Annotated in this window: 16 protein-coding genes; 5 read left to right on the top strand and 11 right to left on the bottom strand. The window is 63.1% G+C overall.

Annotation, left to right across the window (positions count from 1 at the left end):
- Window positions 1–17: 17 nt before the first annotated feature.
- Entirely contained in the window at window positions 18–707 is a 690-nt protein-coding gene (locus tag KHN93_RS02530; protein ID WP_211921883.1) for a glutathione S-transferase N-terminal domain-containing protein, read from the bottom strand.
- Between the two features lie 173 nt (window positions 708–880).
- Complete coding sequence (locus KHN93_RS02525; RefSeq protein ID WP_039531334.1) at window positions 881–1792, bottom strand: NADP-dependent oxidoreductase; 912 nt, start codon at window positions 1790–1792, stop codon at window positions 881–883.
- A 170-nt stretch (window positions 1793–1962) separates the two neighbouring features.
- Between KHN93_RS02525 and KHN93_RS02520 the strand changes: the two genes are divergently transcribed.
- Both KHN93_RS02520 and KHN93_RS02515 read left to right on the top strand, forming a co-directional pair.
- Window positions 1963–2850 carry a LysR family transcriptional regulator gene (locus KHN93_RS02520; RefSeq protein ID WP_211921881.1) on the top strand — a complete coding sequence of 296 codons (888 nt, stop codon included), beginning with the start codon at window positions 1963–1965 and terminating at the stop codon, window positions 2848–2850.
- 394 nt (window positions 2851–3244) lie between these two features.
- The gene (locus KHN93_RS02515) at window positions 3245–3985 is read left to right on the top strand and encodes an SDR family oxidoreductase (RefSeq protein ID WP_104561197.1); all 741 of its coding nucleotides are present in this window, start codon (window positions 3245–3247) and stop codon (window positions 3983–3985) included.
- A 173-nt stretch (window positions 3986–4158) separates the two neighbouring features.
- On the opposite strand, the gene KHN93_RS02510 is transcribed toward KHN93_RS02515, so the two are convergent.
- Genes KHN93_RS02510 through KHN93_RS02500 form a run of 3 tightly spaced genes read right to left on the bottom strand, consistent with a single transcriptional unit; the run spans window position 4159 to window position 5368 of the window.
- Window positions 4159–4422 carry a type 1 glutamine amidotransferase family protein gene (locus KHN93_RS02510; RefSeq protein ID WP_146092589.1) on the bottom strand — a complete coding sequence of 88 codons (264 nt, stop codon included), beginning with the start codon at window positions 4420–4422 and terminating at the stop codon, window positions 4159–4161.
- A gap of 45 nt (window positions 4423–4467) precedes the next feature.
- Complete coding sequence (locus KHN93_RS02505) at window positions 4468–4767, bottom strand: YciI family protein (protein ID WP_104561198.1); 300 nt, start codon at window positions 4765–4767, stop codon at window positions 4468–4470.
- Window positions 4768–4798: 31 nt separating this feature from the next.
- Entirely contained in the window at window positions 4799–5368 is a 570-nt protein-coding gene (locus KHN93_RS02500) for a flavodoxin family protein (protein WP_104623520.1), read from the bottom strand.
- Between KHN93_RS02500 and KHN93_RS02495 the strand changes: the two genes are divergently transcribed.
- The 3 genes from KHN93_RS02495 to KHN93_RS02485 all read left to right on the top strand — a co-directional run bounded on the left by KHN93_RS02495 (window position 5355) and on the right by KHN93_RS02485 (window position 7798).
- A complete protein-coding gene (locus KHN93_RS02495) occupies window positions 5355–5669 on the top strand; it encodes a hypothetical protein (protein ID WP_211921877.1) in 315 nt (104 codons plus the stop codon). The genes KHN93_RS02500 and KHN93_RS02495 overlap by 14 nt on opposite strands.
- 123 nt (window positions 5670–5792) lie before the next feature.
- A complete protein-coding gene (locus KHN93_RS02490; RefSeq protein ID WP_104561200.1) occupies window positions 5793–6698 on the top strand; it encodes a LysR family transcriptional regulator in 906 nt (301 codons plus the stop codon).
- Window positions 6699–6889: 191 nt separating this feature from the next.
- Window positions 6890–7798: a LysR family transcriptional regulator gene (locus KHN93_RS02485; RefSeq protein WP_039517074.1), complete on the top strand. Its 909-nt coding sequence runs from the start codon at window positions 6890–6892 to the stop codon at window positions 7796–7798.
- 132 nt (window positions 7799–7930) lie between these two features.
- Here KHN93_RS02485 and KHN93_RS02480 read toward each other — a convergent pair whose 3' ends face one another.
- From KHN93_RS02480 to rpe, 6 genes are all read right to left on the bottom strand, one after another.
- A complete protein-coding gene (locus KHN93_RS02480; RefSeq protein WP_211921875.1) occupies window positions 7931–8719 on the bottom strand; it encodes an SIMPL domain-containing protein in 789 nt (262 codons plus the stop codon).
- 27 nt (window positions 8720–8746) lie between these two features.
- A complete protein-coding gene (locus tag KHN93_RS02475) occupies window positions 8747–9814 on the bottom strand; it encodes a threonine aldolase family protein (protein ID WP_211921873.1) in 1068 nt (355 codons plus the stop codon).
- The gene (gene trpE, locus KHN93_RS02470) at window positions 9814–11289 is read right to left on the bottom strand and encodes an anthranilate synthase component I (RefSeq protein ID WP_211914676.1); all 1476 of its coding nucleotides are present in this window, start codon (window positions 11287–11289) and stop codon (window positions 9814–9816) included. The genes KHN93_RS02475 and trpE overlap by 1 nt, the downstream gene beginning before the upstream one ends.
- 257 nt (window positions 11290–11546) lie before the next feature.
- Entirely contained in the window at window positions 11547–12476 is a 930-nt protein-coding gene (yegS, locus tag KHN93_RS02465) for a lipid kinase YegS (protein ID WP_065050377.1), read from the bottom strand.
- A 232-nt stretch (window positions 12477–12708) separates the two neighbouring features.
- The gene (locus tag KHN93_RS02460; RefSeq protein ID WP_211921871.1) at window positions 12709–13200 is read right to left on the bottom strand and encodes a GNAT family N-acetyltransferase; all 492 of its coding nucleotides are present in this window, start codon (window positions 13198–13200) and stop codon (window positions 12709–12711) included.
- Entirely contained in the window at window positions 13197–13868 is a 672-nt protein-coding gene (rpe, locus tag KHN93_RS02455; protein WP_211921869.1) for a ribulose-phosphate 3-epimerase, read from the bottom strand. The genes KHN93_RS02460 and rpe overlap by 4 nt, the downstream gene beginning before the upstream one ends.
- Between the last annotated feature and the right edge of the window lie 86 nt (window positions 13869–13954).

Raw genomic sequence — 13954 nt, 5'->3', positions numbered from 1 at the left:
GCCTGCGGAAGCATTCCTCAGCGTCTACCGAACATGTGTTGGCGCTCCTCGTCACTGAGCGGCTTTCCGGCATTCGGGTTGACCTGCTCCTTGAGCGCATAAGCACGTTGTACTGCCGGGCGCGCGGCAATGGCGCCCTGCCAGCGCCGCAGATGCGGAAACGCGGCGTAGTCGGGCTTCAGGTCGCCGTAGACCTCGAACCACGGATAGCTCGCCATGTCGGCGATGCCGTACTCGGCACCAGCGACGAAGCTGTGCTCTGCCAGGCGCTGGTCGAGCACACGATGCAGTCGACGCACCTCGGCCTTGTAGCGATCGATGGCATAGGGAATGGTCTCCTGCGCATAGATGCTGAAGTGCGCCATCTGCCCGCTCATCGGACCAAGGCCGCCCACCTGCCAGAACAACCACTCCAGCGCGACAAGGCGGCCGCGCGTGTCCGCAGGCAGGAACCGGCTGGTCTTCTCGGCAAGATACAGCAGGATCGCACCGGACTCGAACACGCTCAGCGGCGCACCACCATCGGCCGGAGCGTGGTCAACAATCACCGGCATCTTGTTGTTGGGCGAAATCCGCAGGAACTCAGGCGTGAACTGGTCGCCCTTGCCGATATTGACCGGCTTGAGCGTGTAGTCCAGACCGGCCTCTTCCAGGAACACGGTGACCTTGTGGCCGTTTGGAGTGGGCCAATAGTAGAGATCTATCATCATCTGCTCCTAGTGGCGTGGCCATTCAAATGCTGACAAACCCATGGCGAAATGCGGAGCGCGCCTGTACTTCCGGCGGCAACTGGACAGGCCTGCATCGCTACGGGATCAAGGCCTGGCCGGCACACGGGCGAAACATGCAGCGCGTTGCTGCGCTGCTGCAAGGCTCAAGCTCAGCCGAAGGTCACAACGAGCCGTCCGGTGACATGACCCTGGGCATTCAGGTCATGCGCCGCTGCAAGATCCTGCAGTTGAAATGTCTGCGCGACCGGCAATGTAAAAGCTCCCGCGACACACAGCGCCGCAACCTGCACCAGCACCTTGGTCGCGCCGTCCTTGTCCAACGGCTCAAAGGAGGTCTTCGCCCCGTACTGCGGTGCAGTGAGATCGGAGATCGACACCACCTTCGACGGGCTACCGGTGATCGCCACCAACTCCGGAATCATTCCAGAATCGACCACATCGAGCGCGGCATGTACCCCTGCTGGTGCGAGCTCGGCAACACGTTGCGAAAGACCCGGGCCGTAGGTGGTCGGGATCGCTCCCAACGAACGTAGATAGTCATGCTTTGGCTCGCTTGCCGTGCCGATGGTGCGGATACCGGCAACACGCGCGAGCTGGAGTGCGGCAGAACCCACGCCGCCGGCGGCACCGCTGACCAATAACGTCTCCCCGGGCTTGACGCCCACCTGATCGATGATGCGTGCAGCCGTTTCGGCGGCGACCGAGAGGCCAGCTACTTCCTCGAATGTCAGTGCGTCAGGCTTGGCAGCCCACTCATCCAGGATGGCGTATTCCGCCATCGTAGCGTTGCCTTTGCCAAACACGCTGCTGCCCAGCAGATCGGCCGGGACGCCGTCGCCAACCGCATCGATCACGCCCGAGGCCTCGCACCCGCTTCCTGCGGGAAACGCAAGCGGCATCATTGCATGCATGTATCCGGCACGCAGTTTCCAGTCGATCGGATTGACTGCTGCCGCCCTGACCCGGATGCGCACCTGACCCGGACCCGGCACCGGCTTATCGATCTCTTCGATCTTGAGGACCTCGGAGCCACCATAGGCGTGGAAACGTACTGCTTTCATGCGAGCATTCCTTGAAGACGTGAGTGAATGAAGTGACAACCCGAAGGGCACCGTGAGCTGAGTGCACCGGTGAAACCCGGGATCCTGTCGACGCCGCCATTGTTTGCCCGCCCAAACCCAGCGCATAGTCCCGAATACCTGGACATGATGTCTTGCAAATGGAACATCCCTTGGATATCGCAGCCCTCGCAGACTTCAACCTTGTCGTGATCCACGGGGGCTTCGGAAGCGCAAGCCGTGCCAGTGGGCAACCCAAGGCCACCTTGTCTCGTCGAGTACGTTCGCTTGAAGAGAGCCTTGGCGTACGCTTGGTTGAGCGGGGCGGCCACAAGCTACGGCTTACGCCGGAAGGCGAAGTTCTACACGCAAGAACATCCGACCCCTTCGGCGAAATCGCCCAGGTGGTTGAAGAGTTGAAATCAGGCATCGGTCGGCCACGCGGTGTGCTACGCATCAGCGCGCCGCTGCTGTTTTCGCATATCGCCATGGGGCGCATCGGCGCAGCCTTCCTGCGCGCACATCCGGATGTACAGCTGGAGGTGACTGCGGAAGACCGCCTGGTCGACCTGGTGGAAGACGGTTACGACATCGTGATCCGCTTCAACCCACCGACGGACGACAAGCTGGTTGGCCGGCGTTTTCTCAATGACCAATTGGTGCTTGTCGCTCCGCCGGACCTGAGCCGCCCTCAAGCCGGCGAAGCGGCTGCTTCCGGTATAGAACTCCAGGTCATCACACGCATTGGCCGCAAGGTCATTCCCGCGTGGAAGGTCGTCGATAAAGACGGGCACCTGTGCACCTATCTCCCCAAGCCGGTGCTCTGGTACTCGACGCCACTCCTGATCAGAAACGCGGTGCTGGCTGGTGCCGGTGCAGCCGTGGTGCCGCGGTCCGCCGTGGCTGAAGACATCGCCAACGGCAGGGTCGCCGAATGGGGCGTCGTGCAGGCACCGCTGCTCGAAGGCTGGGTGTTGCATGCCTCACGTCGCCTTGTAAGCCCCAAGGTGACCGCGTTCGTCGAGTTTCTGTGCGGACATTTTTCCAAAGACATGCTTTAGCGGCTTCCGGTGTCGACGCATCCGCGCTCAGAGGCCGAACAGACGCTCCGCAATGCGTGCTGGTTGATACGCAAACTACAGCTGCGGCCCAAGTAGAGGCTCGCGTGGACCGAAGCAGTCGCCCTCATGCAACGCATTCCTTCACCCCCTGGGTTTGTTGAATGCCGCAAGAGGACAGCAGTTGTAGCGAAAGAAGCGCCATGGTAGAAAACGGCTGTCGAAAGAGTGCTGACCGGATGGTAGCCCGGTCGCCGTTCAAGTGAATGGCAACTCCTCCCGCTTCAGGGTATCCGCGACACCTCAGCCCCGGCATGCCGGTAGCGAAGGTGTGGCCGCTGATGCCTGGTTCATCGTCGACATACCTTCTACATTTTTTTGCGAAGGATCCAAGACGATGAAGCTCACACACAACACCATCCTCATCACTGGCGGCGCGACGGGAATCGGTCTTGCCCTGGCAAGGCGCTTTGCCGCCGACGGCAACCAGGTCATCATCTGCGGTCGCACTGCATCCTCTCTTGCGCAGGCAAAGGCTGAAGTCCCCGGTGTGATCACGCGCGTCTGCGATGTGGCAGATCCAACCAGCCGCGACGCGCTCACACAGTGGCTGCAGGATGAGCATCCCACCCTCAACGCCATCGTCAACAATGCGGGCATCCAGGTGCATCGCGACTTTACGGCCGACCCCGGGATGGACACCCTCGAGCAAGAGGTGGCTATCAACTTCACTGCGCCAATCCATCTGATAAGCCGTCTGCTGCCTTTGCTGCAGCGGCAACCCAACGCCTACATCGTCAATGTCAGCTCCGGCCTGGCGTTTTCGCCCATGGCCGATGTCCCGGTTTACTGTGCCACCAAGGCCGCAATCCACTCGTTTACGCTCAGCCTGCGGCATCAGTTGCGGGACACCTGGGTCCGTGTGATCGAGATCGCGCCCCCTATCGTCGATACGGGTTTGGGTGGCAACAAGCGCAGTGGCGGTGTCTCCAACAACATGATGGTCAGCGCAGAAGAGTTCGTCGATGAAGCATTCGTGCAGCTTGAAGCGGGCAAGCACGAGGTCCTGGTCGGCATCTCCGCAAAGACGCGCGAGTTGGGAGAAGCAATGTTCGACCGCATGAACAGCCGCGCATAGTTCGACCTTGCAACTGACTCCGTGATCGCCGTTGAAGGTTGACGCTTGTGCTGAAAGATTGGCGGTGATCTGGAAACGTTCGACCATCTGCGTTGAGCAAGCGCGTGGCCTCGCACATGCAAGGCCACGCGCCATGTGCTTGATGCTCCATGCACCATCAACCAGAAGGGCACTCAATCGTTTGCCTTGAGTTGCTTGATCGCCACCTCGCCGACCGCGCGTGCCGAGGCCGGATTCCGGCCAGTGATAAGGCGACCATCAATGACGATCTTTTCGGGCCAATTGGCCGCTGGCTGGTGCAGCGCGCCGCGTTTCACCAGCGTACTTGCCAACAGATCAAGTGCGAAGCCTGTTGGCTCGCCACTATCGCCACGGATCGAATAGCTGGTGACAAACGCAGCGTATCGACTTGACCGCGTGAGACGTTCTTTCGCCATCCTTGATTCTTGACTGAGTCCCTGTCAATGACAGCGCAGCAACAGTCAGTGATCGCCCGCCGCAAAGAGAACTTCCCAATTGACGAAAGGACCGAACGGGATCACGTCCCAATCAATCAGGCCGACCTTGGCCAGAGGGAACTCGGCGAGCGCAGATTTCGCAGCTGCCACCGAATCTGCCTCAGCGATGATCACGACACCGGGACTATCCTGCCGGAAGTAGATGTCACGGATGACGCCGTCCTTGTAGTGCTGCCAACTATGCCGGACCTCTTCCATCATATGTGGCTGGTACTTTCCCAGGGTTGCGCCCGGCTGCGGGATATCGAGGCAAAGCAATCTCATGGTCAATGTCCTTGGTTGGGTGTAAGACGATTCAAGTGCTGCAAAAGCGGCGGGTCGTTTCAGCAACACGGCGACCCAGGTACTCTGCGGTTCTGAGATCACTGGCAGGCGGAGCCAGCTCTGGAGCTTGGTCGTTGTTCGACTGCGTCATCACACCCAGCCAACTCCCGAGACGATTGAGATCGTCGACTCCTCCACTGCTGCTACTGTTGCCCGGCATCAGATCCAGGCCCACCCAGATCATCCCGTGCTGCGCGGCAAATAACGCCATCGAGACAAGCGAATTGAGCTTGTCGCCGTGCTGCGCACCAGAGTTGGTGAAGCCTGCCGCGACCTTGTCGCGCCACTTCATGCCCGTCCATGCCGCCTTGGTCGAGTCTTCAAAGAACTTCTTCAACCTCGCGCTGATCATTCCGTTGTAGGTAGGCGATCCAAAAACGATCGCGTCACTTGCTTCAAGCGCTATCCAGTCGATCATCTCATCAGCCACTGCAATCAACCGGACATCGACATCGTCGACCTGCCTGGCGCCGCTTGCCACGGCCTCGGCAACCCGGGTGGTATGGCCAAAACCGCTGTCGTACACGATGGAAATCAGCATCTTCCTGCCTGTCAATCATGTGGATGCGGCAATGCTTCTTCGAACGCAAATGAACGAGTCAAGTACGCGTTACGCATCTGCCGCCGCTGCATTCGAGACGTACCTGCAGGACTATAAAGTAGAAGCCAGGCTGGTATTGGTGGCCATTTTTCCAGGGCATGCATCCGCATTTTCTACAATGGCAACGGCTGAGACCTCGCGTAAGATCCATCGAAGTTTCTGCGGAGCAGCAACGACGCGGGCCGGAGAACAATGCACTCCTGAAGTGAGCCAATCGCCAAGTCACCAAGCGACCCAATGAAGAACGATGCAGTGAGACACGCTTTTTTCCCCATAGCCCGTACGGAGTGGCCAGGGCCTGCCATGGTCATCATTCCTACCTCAGCCGGCTTGCTTCGAAAGCTGCGAACACAAGGACCATCACGTGCGAAACAGGTTTGATGGTGTGCAGCTGTTCGTCGAGGTCGTTGAGGCCGGGGGCTTCGCCAAGGCAGGCCAGCGGCTCTCACTCACGCGCTCAGCAGTGGGAAAAGCGATAGCGCGTTTGGAGGACCGGCTCGGCGTTCAGCTCTTTCAGCGAACCACCAGATCACAATGCCTGACCGAAGACGGTCAGCAGTATTACGAACGCTGCCTTAGCGCGATAGAAGAATTGCGGGTTGGAGAAGTCATGCTGGAGAACGGCCAACGGGAAGTGGCCGGCAAGCTCCGCGTCACCCTGCCCGTCCTGTTCGGCCGGCATTGCGTGGCGCCTATATTGCGCTCGTATGCACGGCAGCATCCCAAGCTTGAACTCGAACTGCACCTGAGTGATCGCAGTGTGGATCTCATTGCGGAGGGCTTCGATCTGGCGGTGCGTAATGGAGTGGTAGCAAACGGCTCGTCGTTGCGCTCCCGCCGCCTGCTAAGTCAACGCAAGGTTCTGTGTGTCTCTCAGGACTACCTGGCGGCACATGGGGAGCCGCGCACGCTTGAGGATCTGGCAGACCATGCGTTGCTTCCGTACTGGCGTAATGGTCATGGCCTTGTCTGGCGTCTTCCAAATGCCCAGGGGCAGCTCGTCGACGTTGCGGTCAGCTCACGCATGCGCCTCAACGACCTGGAGGTGATTGCAGCCGCAGCAACAGAAGGCATGGGGCTGGCGTGGCTCCCCTACTGGCTGGTTCGGGAACGGATGCAACGTGGGGAACTTGTAGAAATCTGGGGAGATCGGCCAAGCACGGTCATGGAATGCAGCGCGGTGTGGCCAGCCATGCAGTATTTGCCGCTGCGATCGCGCCTGGCAATCGACCTGCTCGCCGCGGAGCTTGAGAAGTGGAAAGAGGAATGAACCGTAGCGCGACCGCAGAGATGCGCGCGTCCATGAAAGTCGAACCTGGCGTCTGGGCCATGTACGCGGTTGCAGCCAAAGAACAGCCGCGAGCTGGGCTCTTGTTTGACGAGACTCACTCACACAAGCAGCCGTGAATCTGGCGCCCGAATCATCTTCAGCACTACACAGCACACTTCCGATGAAGACAGATGAATCTTAATCGCGCAGACCTGGCCGACTTTGTCTATTTCCTGACCATTGCGCGGCATCTGAGCTTTAGCCGTGCTGCCACAGAGCTTGGGGTGAGTTCTTCAGCACTGAGCCATGCCATCAAGGGCCTGGAAACGCGTCTGGCAGTCAGGCTGCTTCATCGCACCAGCCGCAGCGTCACACTGACAGCTGCCGGCGAACAGTTGCTACAGGCGATATCTGGGCCGTTTGGAGCCATCGGCGAGGCCATAGAGCTGCTGAACCAGCACAGGAACTCGCCCGCCGGCCGTATCCGGCTCAATGTCATCAACGATGCAGTGCCGCTCCTGCTCGGCCCGGTGCTGCCGATCTTTGCGGAACGCTATCCCAAGGTGGAAGTGGATATTGTTTCGACCAATCGGATGATCGACATCGTCGAGGGAGGCTTTGATGCGGGGATTCGCTACGGTGGAACCGTCCCGGAAGACATGATTGCCCAGCGGCTATCGCCGGACATCCGATGGGTGGTCGCCGGGGCGCCCACCTACCTCGCACGCCATGGCATACCGCAGCATCCGCTCGACCTTCACCATCATCGGTGCGTGCGCATCCGGCTGGGCAATGACCGCATCTATCGCTGGGAGCTCGAAAAAGGCAGCGAACTCCTGACTGTCGATGTGCCGGGAACCATGACGATTGACGACACCAGGCTGGCCCTAGCCCTCCTCACCGGCGGAGCAGGATTGGTCTATGCGCCCGAGCCAGTGCTGGCTCCGTTGCTTGCCGCGGGCACCGCCCGGCTCGTGCTGGAGGACTGGGCCAGCCCTGGCCCCGGCTTTCATCTTTACTACTCGAGCCGACGGCAACTGCCTACTGGCTTGCGCCTGTTGCTCGATCTGGTCCGCGAGCTCGGTCCGCTCGGCAGCTAAAAGCCATCAGCTGTCACCAGCCCGAACGTGACTGCGCCCGGCGTGCGCGACCTACGGTTCGCGTGCCCTGGTGGGCAGGGCTCCCCCAATGCCATGGACGCCCTGCTCGTTAACGATCCGCACGGCAGCGACTCATTGCGCGATCAGGAAGACCGCATAGATGTTTTCGGTGTAGGTGATCGTGCCGGTCAGCAGGCTTTCGCCGAGGCCTTGCACCTTGCCATCTGCACCAGGTGGCGGCGGCGGTGGGGGTGCCGGTGGCGAGGGCGGCGAAACCACGGAGCTGGGCGTTGGCGCTGCAGGCGCCGACCAGGTGCCGGCTTCGACGCCATAGGCAAAGCTGGGCGCCACATCGGAGATGCTGTAGATCCCGGTCAGCCGCACGCCGTAGGCACTGGCCAGCCCTTGGGCAGATTCCCGCGATTGCGTTGCGGCTTCGCGTTTGAGTTCGGCGCGCAACTTGGCCGCATCGGCGTATGCACTCTGCATCGACAACACCTGGACATTCTCGTTGGCCTCCAGGCCGCCCAGAAAGGCGCGCACGTCCTTCAGGGACGAGAAGGTGCCGCGGATCTTGCGCTCCACGCGGGTCCCCTGGAACACCGACTTGCCATTTTCGTAGCGCGACTGCGGGGAGATCGACAGCGACGAGGCATAGAGCGAATCCATCAGCACGTGGTTGCGTCGCAGGCCGTCCAACACCGATCGGGCGCGTTCCTCGACGAATTTGCGCGCCAGGTCAGGCTGCAGATCGGTGTTGCTGACCTTGAGATCAACGATGAAACGGTCCGGGTCAACCGTGCGGTAAGCCTGGCCCTTCACCAGCAAATGCGGCTGTGACGGCAGGCTGTTGACCTGCGCTGTCGCGGCGAGCGGCAGCATCAACAGGCTTGCGAAAATCCAGAGGGCAACTCGCTTCATCGGGTTCTTCCTTGATGAGATAGATGGTTATGAATGCATGGCCGAATGACTGAGCGCTGCGACGTCCGCGCAGAGCCGGTCGACCGACGCGGACTTGGTCGCCCACGAGGTCACGAAGCGGATCACCTGACTGCCATCGGCGCGTACTTCCCAGCGCTCGAAGTCGTAGCCTTGCGCCAGCTGCGCGGCCTGCTGCGCGCTGACGGCGATGAACTGCTGGTTGGTTGGCGAGTCGCTGGTGAACTGCGCGCCAGCGGCCAGCAATCCCGCGCGCAGGCGCTGGGCCATTGCATTGGCGTGCGCGGCCAGTTCAAAGAACAGGCCATCTTCGAACAGAGTGGCAAACTGCGATCCCAGCAGCATGCCCTTGGCCAGCAGCGCGCCGCGTTGCTTGATCAGGTAGCGGAAGTCGGCCTGCAAGGCAGGAGTGACGATGACCAGCGCTTCGCCGAGCAATGCGCCGTTTTTGGTGCCGCCGATGTAGAACGCATCGGTTAACGCGGCGATCGTGGGCAGATCCAGATCGTTGCCCTCGGCGGTCAGCGCGGCGCCCAGGCGTGCGCCATCCAGATACAGCAGCAGATCGTGCGTGCGGCAGAATCGCGACAGCGCCTCGAGCTCGGCACGGCTGTAGATGGTGCCGCTCTCGGTGCTGTTGGAGATGTAGACCAGGCGCGGTTGCACCATGTGCTCGTTGCCGTGCACATTCAGCAATGGCTGGATCAGCGCCGGCGTCAGCTTGTCGTGCAACGCGGGTACTGTCAGCACCTTGTGGCCGGTCGCTTCGATGGCGCCGGTTTCGTGCGTGGCGATGTGCCCCGCTTCCACCGCGATCACCGCCTGATGCGGGCGCAGAAACGCGGCAATCGCGGTCAGGTTGGTCTGGGTGCCGCCGACCAGCAGATGCACGTCGGCCTGCGCCTGCGCGACTGCGCTGCGGATCAGCGCAAGCGCACGCGCGGTATGCCGATCGGTGCCGTAGCCGGCGTTCTGCTCGGCACTGGCCTGCGCCAAGGCCTGCAGCAGGCGCGGATGCGCGCCCTCGCTATAGTCGTTGCGGAAGCTGATGCGCGCAGCGTTGCCCTGCCCGTCCATCACAGCCCCTTGGCCGCCTGCGCAACCGCACGGAACAGCGCGCGGCCCTTGTTCATGGTCTCCTGCCATTCCAGATCCGGGTCGGAGTCGTAGACCACGCCACCGCCGGCCTGCACGTACAGATACCCATCCTGGATCACCGCCGTGCGGATCGCGATGGCGGTGTCGGCATCGCCGTGCCAGCCGATGTAACCGACCGCGCCGGAATAGACGTTGCGCTTGACCGGCTCCAGCTCGCGGATGATCTCCAGCGCGCGGATCTTCGGCGCGCCGCTGACGGTGCCGGCCGGGAAGGTCGCACGCAGCACGTCGCTGTAATTCAGGCCGGCCTTGAGTGTGCCGGTGACCTCGCTGACGATGTGCATCACGTGGCTATAGCGTTCGATCACGAACTGCTCGCCCACCTTGACCGTGCCCGGTTCGGCCACGCGGCCGACATCGTTACGACCGAGATCAATCAGCATCACGTGCTCGGCGCGCTCTTTCGGGTCGGCCAGCAGTTCGGCCTCCAGCGCCTTGTCCAGCTCGGGCGTGGCACCACGCGGGCGGGTGCCGGCGATCGGGCGCACGGTGACCACGCCATCGCGCAGGCGCGCCAGGATTTCCGGCGAGGAGCCGACCACCTGCGTGCCGCCGACATCGAGAAAATACATGTACGGTGAGGGATTGAGCGCGCGCAGCGCGCGATACACATCCACCGGACGCGCACGGAACGGCACGCGCAAGCGCTGCGACGGCACCACCTGGAAGATGTCGCCGGCGCGCACGTATTCCTGCGCCTTGCGCACTACCGCGTGATATTCCTCGCGGGTAAACGAGGAGTGGAAGTCGGACTCGTCGATCGCATCGGAAACCTGCGCCTGCGGATACCCGGCACCGCCCTGACGCAGCCGGTGCGCCAGTTCGTCCAGGCGCCGGTTGGCGCGCACATAGGCCTGCGGCTGGCGCGGGTCGGCGTGCACGATCAGGTACAGCCGATCCTTGAGGTTGTCGAACACCGCCAGCTCTTCGGACAGCATCAGCAGGATGTCCGGCGTGCCCAGCTCATCGGGTTTGTCGCCGCTGCCCAGGCGCGGTTCGATGTACTGGATGCACTCGAAGCCGAACCAGCCGACCAGGCCGCCGGTGAAGCCGGGCAGGCCGTCGAGCTGCGGCACCGAATGCTCGGCGCGCAAGGCGTCCACTTCGGCCAGCGGGTCGGCGACCTCGCGGGTTTCCAGCACTTCGCCGTGCTCGCTGATTTCCAGCGTATGCCCGCGGAAGCTGTAAACACGCCGCGCCGGCAGGCCGATGATGGAATAGCGCCCGAAGCGTTCGCCACCTTCGACCGATTCGAACAGATAGGTGTAGGGGCCGTCGGCGAGCTTCAGATAGACCGACAGCGGCGTGTCCAGGTCGGACAGCACTTCGCGGACGACGGGGATACGGGTGTGACCTTCAGCGGCCTGGCGCTGGAACTGCTCTGCAGTGATCAAGACGACTTTCCTTCCGGGACTCTGTGGCGGGGCGGACGACGGCAACGGGCCACCATCGCCACCAGCGGCGAGCGGAAGAGAAGGAGCGTGGAGTCGTCAAGCGGGACACGTCACTACTGTAGCGCAACTGCCGCGCCAGGGCAGCAGGCGCGGGGCAAAAGCCGCACAAATTGCGAAGCCGGGCGGGCAGGCCTAGCCGCCGTGCAACCAACCCCTGCTCTACCGATTCCCCAATCCCGATTCCCGATTCCCCACCCTCAAGCGCTCCGCAACGGGCACTCCACCGGCAAATGCATCCGCAACCGCGCCGGCACGCATTCGATGCGGAAATGCAGCGAGGTCTCCGGCTCGCCATCCAGGTTCAAGGTCAGCGGCTGATGGGCGACGATCTCCAGCCACGGCAGCCGCGCGCGCACGGCCACACGTTCCAGCGCGGCCTGTTTGCCGCCGGTGACCAGGGTGCCGAGAGTGGCGGCCACTTCGCCGTTGAGCGCAGGCACGATGGTGACGTCGAGCAGACCATCGTCGATCAGGGCCTCCGGGCACAGCGCCTGGCCGCCGCCGGCCTGGCGCCCGTTGCCCAGGCCAAGCGCGATGAACTCGCCTTCCCAGCTGAAATCCGGGCCGCTGAAGCGGGCGCTGATCGGGTCGATGCGGCCCAGCCGCGACATGCCGGTGATCAGATACGCCAGGCCACCGAGCATCTTCTTCAGGCCTTCGTCGGTTTCGACGGTGACCTGGGTGCCGAACCCGCCGCTGGCAACGTTGGCGCACCAGTGCGGGCCGTGTTCGGCGTCGATGCGCAGCAGGTCGATCGGCTCGGCGGGGCGCTCGGCGATCAGCGTCAACGCGGCGAGCGGTTCGATCGGCAGGTTGGCGGCGGTGGCGAAGTCGTTGGCGGTGCCCAGCGGCACCAGGCCCAGCGATGGCAGCGTGGCGGCGTCGGCGGTGTGATGCGCCAGCGCGGCGGCCACTTCGCTCAAGGTGCCGTCGCCCCCGGCCGCGATCACGGTGTGGGCGCCGTCGGCAACCGCTTCGCCGACATAGCGCTCGGCATCGCCGTCTTCCCAGGTGACCCGCACCTCGAGCTGGATGCCACGCTTGCGCAGCGTTCCCACCGCCTCACGCAGGTCCAGATTGTCGGTGGACTTGCCGTTGAGGATCAGACGCCAGTGGGACGCGGCCATGCACGCTGCCAATGCTGTGGGGGTGGTGGACGCAGGCTAGCAGTGGCCCGCTGCGCGCATCGTGAATACGCAATGTCGCCGGGCTGTCATCGGCATGTCACCGAGAACCCGGAGAGTGGAAGGCCATAGCAGGGACGACGGGCGGAGGCAGGATCAGCCTCCAATTTTCTCGAAGGCCGCTCCAAGGGGAGCGGCCTTCTCTTTGCATGCCGCGGCGGCGCGCAGGCCGCGCTCAGGCGCCGGCGGCGAACGCGGCCAGGCGCTCGCCGTCGAGCCGGTAGACGGTCCAGCCGTCCATCGGGCGCGCACCGGCCGCCTGATAGAAGTCGATGGCCGGCTGGTTCCAGTCCAGCACTGACCATTCGAAACGCCCGCAGCCACGCTGCACGGCCAACCGGGCCAGGTGCCGCAGCAGGGCCAGGCCGGCGCCCTGCCCGCGCGCCTGCGGGCGCACGAACAGGTCTTCCAGATACAGCCCGTTGCGGCCGAGCCAGGTCGAGTAATTGAAGAAATACACCGCAAATCCCAGCGCCTGGCCGGCCTGCTCGCAGATCAGCGCATGCGCGGTGGCGCCCTCGCCGAACAGGCTGGCGCGCAGATCCTGCGGGCTGGCCTTGACCGCATCGGGCTCGCGTTCGCACACCGCCAGTGCGGTGATCAGTTCATGCAGCAGCGCCACGTCGTCGGGTGTGGCGGCGCGGATCTGCAGCGCAGGCGCGCTCATCGCACCGCATCCACCGCCGCGCGCATCTGCGCGATCACCTGTGCATAGTCGGGCGCGTTGAAGATCGCCGAGCCGGCGACGAAGGTGTCGGCACCGGCGGCAGCGATCGCGCCGATGTTGCCGGCCTTGACCCCGCCATCGATCTCCAGCCGGATCGGCTTGCCCAGCGCGTCGATCTTGTTGCGGATGGCACGCAGCTTGTCCAGCGCCGAGGGAATGAACGCCTGCCCGCCGAAGCCGGGATTGACCGACATCACCAGCACCAGGTCCAGCTCGGGCAGCACCCAGTCCAGAATGTCCACCGGGGTGGCCGGGTTGAGCACCAGGCCGGCCTGGCAGCCGTGCGACTTGATCAGCTGGATCGTGCGGTGCACATGGCGGCTGGCTTCGGGATGGAAGCTGATGGTGGTGGCGCCGGCCTCGGCGAAGTCCGGCACGATGCGGTCCACCGGCTCGACCATCAGGTGCACGTCGATCGGCGCGGTGATGCCGTGCTTGCGCAGCGCCTGGCACACCATCGGGCCGATGGTGAGGTTGGGCACGTAATGGTTGTCCATCACGTCGAAGTGCACCCAGTCGGCGCCGGCCTTCAGGACGTTGTTCACTTCCTCGCCCAGACGGGCGAAATCGGCGGACAGGATGGACGGGGCAATCGCCGTTGGTTGCATGGGCAGCTCGTCAAGGAACGGGAAACACATTGTCGCAGGCGCGCAAAGCCAGTGCATCCGCAGCGGTCCAGGCTGCGTATGCACCT

The sequence above is a fragment of the Xanthomonas arboricola pv. juglandis genome (assembly GCF_905367715.1).
In the GTDB taxonomy this organism is placed as follows: Bacteria; Pseudomonadota; Gammaproteobacteria; order Xanthomonadales; family Xanthomonadaceae; genus Xanthomonas; species Xanthomonas arboricola.
This window is presented reverse-complemented; position numbering and strand designations above follow the sequence as displayed.

Excerpts from the sequence above, each read along its gene's own strand:
- KHN93_RS02510 (WP_146092589.1), bottom strand. The coding sequence starts at position 4,422 with ATGGCGAAAGAACGTCTCACGCGGTCAAGTCGATACGCTGCGTTTGTC.
- KHN93_RS02485 (WP_039517074.1), top strand. The coding sequence starts at position 6,890 with ATGAATCTTAATCGCGCAGACCTGGCCGACTTTGTCTATTTCCTGACC.
- KHN93_RS02505 (WP_104561198.1), bottom strand. The coding sequence starts at position 4,767 with ATGAGATTGCTTTGCCTCGATATCCCGCAGCCGGGCGCAACCCTGGGA.
- KHN93_RS02530 (WP_211921883.1), bottom strand. The coding sequence starts at position 707 with ATGATAGATCTCTACTATTGGCCCACTCCAAACGGCCACAAGGTCACC.
- KHN93_RS02460 (WP_211921871.1), bottom strand. The coding sequence starts at position 13,200 with ATGAGCGCGCCTGCGCTGCAGATCCGCGCCGCCACACCCGACGACGTG.
- KHN93_RS02515 (WP_104561197.1), top strand. The coding sequence starts at position 3,245 with ATGAAGCTCACACACAACACCATCCTCATCACTGGCGGCGCGACGGGA.
- KHN93_RS02500 (WP_104623520.1), bottom strand. The coding sequence starts at position 5,368 with ATGCTGATTTCCATCGTGTACGACAGCGGTTTTGGCCATACCACCCGG.
- rpe (WP_211921869.1), bottom strand. The coding sequence starts at position 13,868 with ATGCAACCAACGGCGATTGCCCCGTCCATCCTGTCCGCCGATTTCGCC.
- yegS (WP_065050377.1), bottom strand. The coding sequence starts at position 12,476 with ATGGCCGCGTCCCACTGGCGTCTGATCCTCAACGGCAAGTCCACCGAC.
- KHN93_RS02525 (WP_039531334.1), bottom strand. The coding sequence starts at position 1,792 with ATGAAAGCAGTACGTTTCCACGCCTATGGTGGCTCCGAGGTCCTCAAG.
- KHN93_RS02495 (WP_211921877.1), top strand. The coding sequence starts at position 5,355 with ATGGAAATCAGCATCTTCCTGCCTGTCAATCATGTGGATGCGGCAATG.
- KHN93_RS02480 (WP_211921875.1), bottom strand. The coding sequence starts at position 8,719 with ATGAAGCGAGTTGCCCTCTGGATTTTCGCAAGCCTGTTGATGCTGCCG.
- KHN93_RS02475 (WP_211921873.1), bottom strand. The coding sequence starts at position 9,814 with ATGGACGGGCAGGGCAACGCTGCGCGCATCAGCTTCCGCAACGACTAT.